We start from the raw sequence: 12556 nt of genomic DNA, 5'->3' as shown, positions 1-12556 counted from the left end.
CTCCGGATAGCGGACATAGCGCGCATAAGGGTAGGCCCGCTGGTTCAACGGCATGATTTGGTGGAGCGCGAGGCATCCCTTTTGCATCTGTCCTGATCAAAATTTGCCTGATCAAAATTTGCCTGATCAAAATTTGCCTGATCAAATTGGGCGGACACGAAGGTCGGCTGAACGGCAACTGCAAGAGATCGGAAGTCGCCATGAGTCAATCTGGAATGAGTCAATCTGGAACGGAACTGGCTACCATCCGGAATTCCATTGCCGGGCTCCCCGGATGGGGAGCCGGAGACATCGTGATCGAATCTGCCATCCCGATCCTGGCTTCGCCAAGCTGGCGAGGCGTCGACGGCTTTCCCTGGCGCGCCACCAGAAAGGGCAGTGGCGAGAGCATCTTCATCAAGGCCATGGATCGTGATGCGGAGCTCTATATCGACGTGGCGTGCGCCTTCGAGGCGGCGCAGCGTGCATCCGATCTCGGCATCGGGCCCAAAGTGCTGATGGCCGATCCGAAGGCGGGCCTGCTGGTGATGGAGGATCTCAACCAGGGCTGGCGGGTCGGTACCTTGGAGCGGATGCTCGAGCCCGACATCGTCGACGCCGTCATTGCGGCGATGCGCCTGTTTCAATCCGGACCGCCGCTGCCACGCCGCAACAGCGTCTTTGACGAGATCGAGCATTTCCATGCTGCTGCGGCGGCCGCGAAAGCACAGCTGCCGTCGGATGCCGAATGGCTGGTCAAGGAGCTGCGCTTTGCGGCCGACGCCCTCCGGACGCTGGACATCAACGCGGTGCCGATCCACGGCGACGGCAATGTTTCGAATATCCTGATCAGCGACGCAGGCGAGGTTCGTCTGATCGACTGGGATCGCGCGACGACGGCCGACCCGCTGGAGGATATTGGCACCTTCTTCGTCGAGGCCTGCGCGCAGGAGCCTGAGGCGCGCGACCTCTTCACCCGCAGCACCGGGACATTCGACGAGGGGACGTTCAACCGTGCGCGGATTTACGGCGTGGCTGATGATCTGCGCTGGGGATTGATCGGCGCGCTGCTCGCCGCCAAATCGGCGCGCAATACGCTGGAGTTCTACAAATTCGCCAGTTGGCGCTTCGTGCGTTGCCGCATGGCGGTTCGGGAGCCCCGCTTTGGCGAGATGCTTCGGAGGATCGCATGACCGTTCGCAGAAAAGTTGGTGAGGGGACCACGGTTCACGAACGCAACGTCGAGGCCGCCATCGCTCGCGTCCCGCAATGGCGCGGCAAGGCGGCCGTCTATGCACCGCTGGTCGGCGGCCTATCGAACCAGAACTGGCTGGTCGAGATGTCCGGCGACGCGCGCCGCTATTTCGTCAAGGTGCCGGGCGAGGGCTCGGAAATGTTCATCGATCGCGTCACCGCCAACGAGGCCGCGCGCAATGCCCATGCCATGGGTGTCGGGCCGGAGGTCATCTTCTTCGACGCGGCGGACGGGCTGGAGATCAGTGAATTTCTGGAGGGCTACCGCGCCTGCACCAATGCGGATTTCGGCGATTCCGCCATCCAGTCCGACGTGCTCGATCTCTATCGCCGTTTGCATGGCGGCCCCAAGCTCGGCCAGACCAAGACGATCTTCGACATGATCGAGGAACATATCGAGCAGGGCAAGGAACTGGGATCGCATTTCCCGCAGGACATGCCCTGGCTGATGCACCGCTACAATCAGGCCAAGTCGGCCTTCCTGGCGTCGGGCCTCGACCTCGTTCCGTGCTTCAACGATCCCATGCCGGGGAATTTCCTCATTTCGGCCGAAGTCGGCGCGCCCAGGCCGATGAAGCTGATCGACTACGAATTCGCCTCCAACAATGAGCGCAGCTACGAGCTCGGCGTGCTATTTGCCGAAATGTTCTTTGACGAGAAGCTGACGGAAGCTCTCATCGAGCAATATCTGGGCGAGGTTCGTCCGCAGATGATTGCGCGCGTCATTCTCAACCGCGCGCTCGCGGATATGAAATGGGCCTCATGGGCGGTCGTCAACCGCAAGCTCAACACCTGGGATTTCGACTACCAGAAGTACGGCGTCTGGAAATACATGCGCGCCCGCGACGTGATGTATGACCCGCGCTGGGACGGCTGGTTACGGCTGGTGTGAGCCGGCGCCGGCCCCGACGGTCTCTTGCGGCTATTGCTTCAGGATGGTCAGGGCCTGCTCGAGCAGGCTGTCGTTCGCCGCGGCGATCACGCGGCCGTCGGAGTCCGGTGTGAGTGGCCGCCCATCCCAGTCGCGTATGATTCCGCCGGCGCCCTCGACCACGGGAATCAATGCCATGAAGTCGAACGATTTGAGCGACGTCTCCACGACAAGATCGCAATGGCCGGACGCCAGCAGCCCATACTGATAGCAATCGCCGCCAAATCGTCGGAACATGGCTTTCTTGCTCAGCAAGTCATAGCGAGCCCAATCCTGCGGCGTAAAGAAGTCCGGCGAAGATGTGTAGATCTGTGCGTCTTCCAGTCTTGCCGTGCGGCTGACCATGGCGGGCTTGCCGTTGAAGCTGACCCCACGCCGCGTGCCATACCACCGTTCGGCCAGCGCCGGCATGTCAATCATGCCGGCGACGACCGATCCTTCGTGTTCGTCGGCGAGCGCGACAAGCGTGCCGAACAGCGGCATTCCGGAGATAAAGCTCTTCGTTCCGTCGATCGGATCGAGGTACCAGGTGTGGCGCTCGCCGAAGGTCGATCCCATCTCCTCACCGACGATGCCGTGATCGGGGAAGCGCGCGCTGATCAGGCGCCGCAATTCCACTTCGATCGCACGATCGGCGATCGTCACCGGCGTCAGATCCTGCTTGCGTTCGAAATCGACACTGGAACGGAAATGGGTCAACGCAATCCGGCCGGCCACGTCGGCGAGTTCATGGAAGAACGCAGCGAGTTCGTTCGCAGAAATCTTGTCTTGAATGTCGTCCAATGCTCGCTCCAGGGGAAAGCACGTCGCGCATGAGCGGCGCAGAGGCTGGCCTTGGGAATTCGGCTCTAAACCGTCTCGTGAAGCTGTTGCTTGCGAACGTTCCAATACGGGGACCCGAATGCCTTGCGTGAGGAGGCCATTCGTGGCGAAGACGATCCGTTCGGTCCGGCAGCGCGCGCAGCTGGGCCCGGCCGCGGCGCGGCTTGCGGTGCCTGGCGAACGTCACGCGGGGCCACCTTGAAGTGGCGGCTGAAGCAGCGCGAGAAATGCGAGACGTTCTTGAAGCCCACTTCGTAGGCGACCTCCGACACGGTACGGTGGCCCTTGGGATCGGCAACCAGGATTTCGTAGGCTCGCTGCAGTCGTTTGGTCTGCACGAACTGGCTGACCGTGGTCTCGTTGTCCGTGAACAGACTGTAGAGATAGCTCAGCGAGATGCGGCTGCTGGCCGCAATCTTCTTCGGTGACAGGGATTGGTCGCCGAGATGGCTTTCAATGAAATCAACGATCCGGCGACGCAGGTGATAGCGCGCATTGCGGACGTCTGTGGCGGCGCCCCTGTCCTCCGAGCCGATCGTGAGGGCCACGAAGCTGATGACTTCCGTCGCAAGCGCCTGTGGATTCGGCGCCGGCAACTCGATGAACAGCTCGGCCACGTTTTGGACCATTCCGGCCAGAAGGCGGGTCATCTGCTCGTTTGGCTTGAAGCGTCGGCTGATGTGATCCTCGATCGAGACGAGACGTCCGCGCAGCTCCGCGGCCGGGATCCGAAGCATCAGAAGGCGTGTGGTCTTGTCGGACGACAATTCGTAGAAGGCGAGTTCGCTGAGCAGGACATATTCGCCGGCCCGGGCAATGCCGACGCGGCCGTCCTGGCTGAACGTCACACATCCGGTCAGGGGAAATACGAGCACATAGGAAGCATCGTGAATGCTGGAGGTGCGTTTCCAGCTGCAGGCGAAGGCTTGCTGCGGCGCGACGAGTTCAAGATCCAGGCGTCCGATCCTGGTTCGCCTATGCGATGCAGGACCCTTGTCGCCGCCACCATCATCAAGGCCGGTATACTCCTCGCGAGAAGCAAGAGATGTGAGGCTTGCCATGGTTTGGTCTCTCTCAGGGTTGGGCAACGATCAACTCCGTTCCGGCTTCTCGGAGCGCCGTTGCCAGAGATCCTTCCGGTTGCCGGTCGGTAACCAGACGGTCGATGTCGGTCCATTGCGCAAACACGGTCAGGGCGCGCTGGTCGAACTTGCTGTGATCGGCGACGAGGATCGCTTCCGCTGCGCGCTTGACCATCGCGCCATAGATCGCGCCGGCCTCATCATCCGCATCGTTGGCGCCCCGTGCGCTGATGCCTGTCGCACTCACGATGGCGCGGTTGGCCTCGTAGCTGTTGATGTTGGCGATCGTCTGTGTGCCGAACACATAGCCTTCAGTCGGGTGATAGCGACCCGGACAGCACAGCACCCGGATGGATGAATTGACCGCGAGCGCGCCCGCAATCGCATAGTCGTGCGTGATGACCGTGATGTCGCGCGCGCGCAAAGCCAATCGTCTGGCGACATGAAACGTCGTGGCGCCGGCGGCCAGCATCAGGACTTCGTTCGGTAGAACGAGGTCGGCGATCACGGCGGCGATCGCCTCGCGTTCGGCGATCATGAGCGCCTTGCGATCGGTGAGAGCCGGTTCGAGCGCAAACGGACGGGACGCGCCGCCATAGGTGCGGTTGATGAGCTTCTGTTCCTGAAGCTCCACGAGGTCTCGGCGTATGGTTTCGCCGGAGACACCAAGCGACGCCGCAATCTCGGAGGCGCGCAGGGTCGGGGCGGCGGTGAGTTGCGCGATGATGTGCTTGTGTCGCGCCAGCTTCGAGAGGCGATCGCCGTCGCTCTTTCGTGGCCGTCTGTCGGCCGCGGAGGCGTCGCTGGTCTGAAGCGGCTCGCTCGTCATTGACGTGTCCTCATCTGCCTCGGCCGTCGGGACAAGGAAGTCTTTCTCACGGCAGTTTGGAAAGATACACCAATTATGTGGCAAGTCCCTCAAATTCTGGGCAGTGGAGTGCCCAGTATCTCCGCATGCAACGGTTGGTATCGATCTAATCCATTGAAAGCAGGATAGTATTTGGAGTGACGTGAGGCTGCATGCCTGAGGCTCCGATGTCTTTTGCCTCTGGTCGGCTTGTCATTGTGGGAATTCGCACATTTCTTCAAGCTGATCGGGAAATGACTGCGGCACGATCGCTGCAGTGATCGCTTTGACTTGCGCAAGGCGCGGTCAGAGGAGGCGTGTAGTGCAGCGGGAAACAGAAATTCTGGCGTTGAATGCCTTCGACCAGAGTCGTGCGCCCGCGATGGGCGCCGAACTCGGGGAGGCGGTGCAACGACGCCTGCGGTCGTTCGGCAAGGCTTCGGTCCTGTTTTACCAGGAGCCGATCCGAATGGAGCGCGCCGAAGGCGTCTACATGTTCGACGTCGAGGGCCGCCGATATCTCGATCTCTATAACAACGTCCCATCGGTCGGGCATTCGCACCCTCGCGTCGTTGAGGCCATTCGTCGCCAGGTCGGTCTGCTCAACACCCACACGCGCTATCTCAACGATATGGTGGATGGCTATGCGGAGCGCTTGCTGGCGACATTTCCATCCGAGATCGATCATCTGGTGCTGACGTGCACTGGTAGCGAGGCTAACGATCTGGCGCTGCGGATCGCGAAGGTCGCGACCGGCCGGGCCGGCTTCATCGTCACGGAGACGGCGTATCACGGCAACACCACAGCCGTGACCGACATATCGCCGTCCTCACGTCCGGGCCAACCGTTGCCGTCTCATGTGCGGGTGGTGCCAGCGCCCGAGATGTTCCGCAATCTCGTCGGCGATCCGGGGCGGCGTTTCGCCGACAATGTTGCGGCGGCAATTGCCGATCTCGAGCGAAGCGGTGTCGGGTTCGCAGGGCTACTGGTGGACACGATCTTTTCGAGCGACGGTGTCTACGCCGAACCGGCCGGCTTCCTGGCATCGACCATAAAGCTCGTCCATGAACGCCAGGGGTTGTTCATCGCCGACGAGGTGCAACCAGGTTTTGGACGCACCGGTGCAGCCATGTGGGGCTTTGCGCGCCATGGTGTTGTCCCCGACATTGTGACCATGGGCAAGCCCATGGGCAATGGCTTTCCCATGGGAGGCGTCGCCTTGCGTGCACAATTGCTCGATTGTTTTGCGGCGGAAGTGAAGTACTTCAACACGTTCGGTGGCAATCCAGTGGCCGCAGCGGCGGGGCTTGCGGTGCTCGACGTGATCGAAGATGAGGGCCTGTTGCAGAATGCGGGCGAGGTCGGACGTCATCTGATGGACGGATTGCGCGAGATCGGCAATCGCCGCATCCAGATCGGGGATGTTCGCGGCGCCGGTCTGTTCATCGGCCTCGAGCTCGTACTTGATCGTGACAGCAAGGAGCCGGCGCCGGAGCTCGCAATCATGCTAATCAACCGCCTGCGCCAGCGCGGCTTCCTGATCGGCGCTGCCGGACCATTCGGCAGCACTCTCAAGATTCGCCCGCCGCTGTGTTTCGGCACGGACCACGCGGATTTGTTCATCACTGCTTGCGATGAAGAGTTGCGCGCGATCGCGTCGGCCTAAGGGGCTCGTTCAAGTTCATGGACGCAAGACACGTAAAAACCGCCGCCGATGCCAAGGCTCTGGTCGAGAAACGGAACCTGTCTCACGTCAAACTTGGGGTCGTCGATCTCGATGGTGTCATTCGTGGAAAATATCTCGCGCGTGACAAGTTCTTTGGCGCATTGGAGAGTGGCCTCAGCTTCTGCGATATCATCTTCGGTTGGGATTCCAACGACCAGATGTACGACGCCGGCAAGTTTACCGGCTGGCACACGGCCTTTCCCGACGCCACTGCCCGCATCGATCCGGCGACCTGCCGCGATATCCCGATGGAAGAGAACATGCTGTTCTTTCTCGGCGAGTTCGAGGGTGAGGCGGAAAAGCTCTGCCCGCGCCGGCTGCTTCGCCGGGTCATCGATCGTGCCGAAGTCATGGGATTTGCCCCATCGGTGGCTGCCGAGTTTGAATTCTTCGTGTTCGACGAAACGCCCCACAGCGTGCGAGAAAAGGGCTTTCGCGGGCTGAAGAATCTCACGCCGGGCTGGTTCGGCTATTCCATGCTGCGCGCCTCCGTGGAGTCGGAATTCCATCGCTCGCTCCTCAAGCTGTGTGACGAGATGGATATGCCGATCGAGGGTCTGCACACCGAGACCGGGCCCGGTGTCCTGGAAGCCGCGATCCAGTACACCGATGCGCTCGAGGCTGCGGATCGCGCGGTGCTGTTCAAGACCTTTTCAAAAGTCTGGGCCGAGCGTCAGGGCAAGATGCTCACCTTCATGGCCAAATGGTCGAGCGCGTATCCTGGACAATCCGGGCACCTGCATCTTTCGCTGCGCGACAAGGACGGCAACCCAGCATTCTACCAGAGCGGGCGCCCCGGCAACATGTCCGACACCATGCGCTGGTTTGTCGGCGGCCAGCAGGCATTGCTGCCGGAATTGCTGGCGATGGTTGCATCCACCGTGAACAGCTATTCGCGTCTGGTACCGGGCTTCTGGGCGCCGACGGATGCTACCTGGGGAATCGAGAACCGCACCTGTGCGCTGCGGGTCATTCCCGGAAAACCTGCGAGTCAGCGTGTGGAATATCGGGTCGCTGCCGCCGATATCAATCCGTACCTTGCGATCGCCGCGGCGCTGGGATCGGGGCTCTGGGGGATCGAGCACAAGATCGAACCGAGCGAGCCAATCGCCGGGAATGCCTATGAGCGAATGCTCCCGCCCGAGCGGGCGTTTCCGCGCACGCTGTCGGAAGCCGCCGAGCGATTGATGGCTTCGCAGGCGGCCCGCAATCTGTTTGGAGACGTCTTCGTCGATCACTACGCCATGACACGGCAGTGGGAGGAACGCGAATTCCGCAAAGCCATCACCGATTGGGAACTTGCCCGCTACTTCGAGATCATCTGATTTCGCTGGAGCGCTGACCCGGTGGAAATCGTTCCACCTTCGCATCGAGCACTGAGAGCCGCACATGGACGTTCAGATCACCGGGGCTTGGAATTTTCCGACGCGTGTCATTACCGGTCCGGGCCGCATCGCCGAACTCCCCGAATCCTGCCGGACATATGGCCTTACCAGACCGTTGCTGGTCACCGACCACGGTCTCGCCAAGACCGATCTCATCGCCGGCATTGTCAGCCGCATTCGCGAGGCGGGAATACCGCTCGGCATATTTTCCGACGTGAAGACAAATCCGACAGCGGCGAACCTGAGCGCTGGAGTGCGCGCATTCAAAGCGGGCGGCCATGACGGCGTGATCGCGGTCGGGGGAGGTTCGGCGCTGGACGTCGGAAAATGCGTGGCGTTCATGGTGGCGCAGTCGCGGCCGGTATGGGACTTCGAGGACATCGGCGACTGGTGGACCCGCGCCAACACGCATGGCATCGCACCGATCATCGCCGTGCCGACCACGGCCGGCACGGGTTCCGAGGTGGGCCGTGCCGTCGTGATCACGCGCGAAGACACCCATGAGAAGAAGATCATCTTCCATCCCATGATGATGCCGAAGATCGCGATCGAGGACCCCGAGCTTGCGGTTGGGCTGTCGCCATTTCTCACGATGGCGACGGGTATGGACGCTCTGTCCCATTGCTTTGAGGCCTATTGCGTCAAGGCGTTTCATCCACTCGCCGACGGCATTGCCCTTGAGGGGATGAAGATCGTCGACACCTACCTGCCACGCGCTGTCGAAAATGGTCGGGATCTCGAAGCAAGATCCTACATGTTCGCCGCGGCGTCGATGGGGGCCGCCGCCTTCCAGAAGGGACTGGGCGCGATCCACTCGGTATCCCATCCGGTCGGTGCGCGCTACGACACCCACCATGGGCTGACCAACGCTGTGGTCTTTCCTTACGTCGTCGTTTGCAACAGAAACGCGATTGCCGACAAGATGCCGCACATAGCTCGCGCGCTGAATTTGCCTAGCCATGATTTCGATGCGGTGTTGTCCTGGATCCTGGCCTTGCGAAAGAAGCTTGGCGTACCGCACACTTTGGCCGAGCTCGGTGTGAAGGAGAGTGAGGCCCGGACGATTGCCGCCGATGCGGCGAGGGATCCGACCGCGAGCACCAATCCTCGCCAGTTGACCGAAGCAGAGTTCGAGCAACTGACGCTTGCAGCCATTCGCGGTGATCTCGGTACATGACCGTCTTGCACGATCTCATCGCAAGTTTCTCGGCGATTGGCGCGACTGACGGCGGCGGCGTCTGCAGGCTTGCGGCAACGGCGCTCGACAAACAGGCGCGAGATCTCTTTCTGCGCGAGATCGGCAACCGTGGCCTCGTCCCGAGGATCGATGCGATCGGCAATATGTTCGGCGTCGCAATTCTCGACCCCGCGTTGGACGACGTCGTAATCACCGGCTCGCACCTCGATTCCCAGCCGACGGGCGGGCGATACGATGGTGCCTATGGTGTACTGGCAGGGCTCCTTGCGGTCGAAGCGGTCAGGGAGCGCTGTTTTGCGAACCCCGGCGCCGCACGACGCAACCTGGCCGTCGTGAACTGGACCAATGAGGAAGGAGCCCGTTTTCAGCCTAGCCTGACCGGCAGCTCCGTTTTCGCCGGCAGCTTGAGCTTGCCGGACGCCTATGCCTGTGTGGATGGCGACGGCGTCACGCTCGGCGCTGCACTGGCCGCGATCGGCTACTGCGGTGTCACGCCGCTCGAGTACCGCCCGGTACGTTATGTGGAACTTCACGTGGAGCAGGGTGATCGGCTCGAGCAGGTTTCCGGGGATATTGCCGCGGTTTCCGGCGCCTGGATGACGCGCAAGATATCGGTCGTCTTCGAGGGTGATTACTCGCATACGGGACCGATGCCGATGCCCCTGCGCCGGGACGCCCTACGCGCGGCGGCCCGCGCGATCGAAGCCCTCTACGTCGAAGTCGCGCGCGAGAACGCTGGCGCGCACGCCTCTGCGGCGCGTATCAGCGTTCACCCGAATTCACCGAATGTGGTCGCAGGCCGCGTTAGAGTCTGGTTCGAGATCCGACACGAAGAAGAAGCCGTGGTGGCCGCCATCAGTGACCGCTTTCTAACGCGGATCGAGCGCGAAGCTCGCCAGATCGGAGTCGGAATCTCGATAGCCGCCGACGAGAGGCGGTCGGCCTCCGTGCTCGATCCGGATGGTGTCGAGGTGATCCTTGCCGTTGCGACCGATCTCGGCTGCAAGGCCATGACGCTCAAGACCATCACGGGGCATGACGCGTTGGCGGTCCAGAAATGCATCCCGGCCTCGCTCATATTCGTGCCGAGCCAGGGCGGGCTCAGCCACAATCCGCGCGAATTCACGGCACCTGAAGCTCTCGACAAGGGCTACGCCGTGCTGGTCGAGACGTTGTGGCGGATGGTCACTGCCGTGTAGCGACCCGTCGCGCAATACAGACCCTAAGATCGGGGCCACGCCCAGCGGGTCCCGGGTTCGAGCCCTGGTGCGCCCACCATATAGATAAAGACTTGCCAGCTTTGAGCACCGCCGCGCTCGCAGACGGGCAAGCCGGTATTGCAAATATTTGATATATCATGTATCAAGACTTCGCCGGTATTGCAGGAGACCTGCGGGACGCATGACGAAGCTCATCTTCGGAGTGGTGGCGGACGATCTGACGGGCGGCCTGGAAACGGCCGCCATGCTGGTTGCTGCCGGGATCGAATGCGGATTTGTCACCGACCCCGATCTCGTCGGCAACTGCGGCGATGTGCCGGCTATCGTGGTCGCGCAGAAGACGCGGGTGATTCCCGCAAGCGAAGCCGTCAGCATGACGGCGAAGGCGGCACGTGAGCTGCTTGCGCGGGGCGCGAAGCAGATCTTCTTCAAATATTGTGCGACGTTCGATTCCACCGACCAGGGAAATATCGGCCCGGTCTCCGACCTGCTGATGCAACTGACCGGCGCCGAATACGCCGCCTTCTGCCCGGCTTCTCCCGCCCTTCGAAGGACCGTCTATAATGGTCATCTGTTTCTCGGAACCGAGCTGATCTCGGATTCGCCGAAGCGCAATGACCCGCTGACCCCGATGACCGATCCCGATCTCGTCCGGGTTCTGCAACGTCAAACGCGGGTCAGGGTCGGTCTTCTGGCGCATTCGCAGGTCAACGCCGGCGCCGACACGGCCGGTTGTGCGATCGCGGAAGCGGCGGCTCGCGGTATCCGCTACTTCATTGCGGACACGATCTACGATCGGGATCTCGACACGCTTGCCACGCTCACCTGCGATTGGAAGCTGATGACGGGCAATGCGACGATCGTGCAGCACTACCCGGCGATCTGGAAGGCGCGGGGGCTCCTCGCCACGGCCAGGAGACCGCCCGGCTTGCGTGCGGTCGGCGGCGGCGGCGTGGTTCTCGCCGGAAGTTGCGCCGAGCGGACGTTGGAGCAACTTGCCGAATTCGAGAGGAGCCATCCCGTGTTTCGCATCGATCTTCCGAACGCCGAAGATGTGGCGGCGACGGTTGGCGATGCGCTCGACTGGGCGCGGCCGCGGCTGCACCGCGGTCCTGTCGGCTTCGCCACCTCGGGCGCGCCGGAGGCCGTCAAAATGGCTCAGCAGCGCTATGGTCGCGAAGGCGCCGCGCAACTCGCCGAAGCCATTCTTGGTCGGCTCGCCGTCTCTCTTCGCAGCATCGGCGTGCGGCGCTTCGTTGTGGCCGGTGGCGAGACGTCTGGTGCGATCGTCGAACACCTCGGCATTCGGCGCTTGCGGGTCGGTCCCTATGGCGGACCCGGCATCGGCACCGCGGTGACCGAAGACGAGGATCCAGTCGCCCTTTGTCTGAAGTCCGGCAAGCTGGGCCCCATCGACCTGTTCGCGACGACGCTGGAAGCGATGTCGAATCCGGAGGCGGTCAATTGAACGAACGCGAACTTAGACAATCCGTCCTGGATACCGTGGCGCGCCTGGAAGCCAAGGGCTTCAATCACGGCAGCAGCGGAAATGTCAGCTGTCGCATCGGAGAAGACGTTCTCATGACGCCGAGCGGCGGCAATAGCGGCAACACGACCATCGATGGTCTCGTCCATTTGAAGCGCGACGGAACCGTGGTTGGCGGCGGCTTGCCCTCCAGTGAATGGCACATGCATCTGGCGATCTTGAACGCCTATCCGCACTTGAACGCGGTGGTGCACACCCATGCCGACTGCTGCGTCGCGCTGTCCTGCCTCGCAAAACCAATTCCGGCATTCCACTACATGGTCGCCGGTTTTGGCGGAAACGATGTGCCTTGTGCACCCTACGCCACGTTCGGCACCAGGGCTCTCGCCGACGGCGCCGTCGCGGCGCTGAAAGGGCGCAAAGCCTGCCTGCTCGCAAACCACGGGATGATTGCCGTCGGCAAAGGGCTGCAGGCGGCCTTCGACCTCACCGTGAAGCTCGAAACCCTTGCTCGGCAGTATCTTCTTGCCCGTCAGGCCGGCGCACCCGCGATCCTTCCCGACGACGAAATGGCGCGGGTGGTCGAGCGCTATGGCAGCTACGGCCGCGCTGCTCTGCCGGCCTGA

Annotated in this window: 11 protein-coding genes; 8 read left to right on the top strand and 3 right to left on the bottom strand. The window is 62.1% G+C overall.

What is annotated here, in order from left to right; translation table 11 throughout:
- Window positions 1–146 precede the first annotated feature (146 nt).
- Window positions 147–1172 (top strand): phosphotransferase, encoded by a 1026-nt coding sequence (locus ACFDR6_RS32820; protein WP_375860870.1) that lies wholly within the window; start codon window positions 147–149, stop codon window positions 1170–1172.
- On the top strand, window positions 1169–2125 hold the full coding sequence (locus ACFDR6_RS32815) for a choline/ethanolamine kinase family protein (RefSeq protein ID WP_212091837.1): 957 nt from the start codon (window positions 1169–1171) through the stop codon (window positions 2123–2125). The genes ACFDR6_RS32820 and ACFDR6_RS32815 overlap by 4 nt, the downstream gene beginning before the upstream one ends.
- 30 nt (window positions 2126–2155) lie before the next feature.
- Here the strand turns inward: ACFDR6_RS32815 and ACFDR6_RS32810 are convergent, their stop codons facing one another.
- From ACFDR6_RS32810 to ACFDR6_RS32800, 3 genes are all read right to left on the bottom strand, one after another.
- A complete protein-coding gene (locus ACFDR6_RS32810; protein ID WP_212092129.1) occupies window positions 2156–2947 on the bottom strand; it encodes an inositol monophosphatase family protein in 792 nt (263 codons plus the stop codon).
- 65 nt (window positions 2948–3012) lie between these two features.
- Window positions 3013–4047 (bottom strand): helix-turn-helix domain-containing protein, encoded by a 1035-nt coding sequence (locus tag ACFDR6_RS32805; RefSeq protein ID WP_212091840.1) that lies wholly within the window; start codon window positions 4045–4047, stop codon window positions 3013–3015.
- Between the two features lie 13 nt (window positions 4048–4060).
- Complete coding sequence (locus tag ACFDR6_RS32800) at window positions 4061–4897, bottom strand: DeoR/GlpR family DNA-binding transcription regulator (protein WP_212091842.1); 837 nt, start codon at window positions 4895–4897, stop codon at window positions 4061–4063.
- A gap of 340 nt (window positions 4898–5237) precedes the next feature.
- Between ACFDR6_RS32800 and ACFDR6_RS32795 the strand changes: the two genes are divergently transcribed.
- From ACFDR6_RS32795 to ACFDR6_RS32770, 6 genes are all read left to right on the top strand, one after another.
- A complete protein-coding gene (locus ACFDR6_RS32795) occupies window positions 5238–6581 on the top strand; it encodes an aspartate aminotransferase family protein (RefSeq protein ID WP_375860972.1) in 1344 nt (447 codons plus the stop codon).
- A gap of 17 nt (window positions 6582–6598) precedes the next feature.
- Window positions 6599–7966 (top strand): glutamine synthetase family protein, encoded by a 1368-nt coding sequence (locus ACFDR6_RS32790; RefSeq protein ID WP_375860869.1) that lies wholly within the window; start codon window positions 6599–6601, stop codon window positions 7964–7966.
- A gap of 64 nt (window positions 7967–8030) precedes the next feature.
- Window positions 8031–9203 (top strand): iron-containing alcohol dehydrogenase, encoded by a 1173-nt coding sequence (locus tag ACFDR6_RS32785; RefSeq protein ID WP_375860868.1) that lies wholly within the window; start codon window positions 8031–8033, stop codon window positions 9201–9203.
- Window positions 9200–10423, top strand: coding sequence for an allantoate amidohydrolase (locus ACFDR6_RS32780; RefSeq protein ID WP_375860867.1), 1224 nt, complete (start codon window positions 9200–9202; stop codon window positions 10421–10423). The genes ACFDR6_RS32785 and ACFDR6_RS32780 overlap by 4 nt, the downstream gene beginning before the upstream one ends.
- Window positions 10424–10625: 202 nt before the next feature.
- Window positions 10626–11912 (top strand): 3-oxo-tetronate kinase, encoded by a 1287-nt coding sequence (gene otnK, locus ACFDR6_RS32775; RefSeq protein ID WP_375860866.1) that lies wholly within the window; start codon window positions 10626–10628, stop codon window positions 11910–11912.
- Window positions 11909–12556, top strand: a complete 648-nt coding sequence (locus ACFDR6_RS32770) for a class II aldolase/adducin family protein (protein ID WP_375860865.1) — start codon at window positions 11909–11911, stop codon at window positions 12554–12556. The genes otnK and ACFDR6_RS32770 overlap by 4 nt, the downstream gene beginning before the upstream one ends.

The sequence above is a fragment of the Bradyrhizobium tunisiense genome, assembly GCF_042263385.1.
GTDB lineage: Bacteria > Pseudomonadota > Alphaproteobacteria > Rhizobiales > Xanthobacteraceae > Bradyrhizobium > Bradyrhizobium tunisiense.
This window is presented reverse-complemented; position numbering and strand designations above follow the sequence as displayed.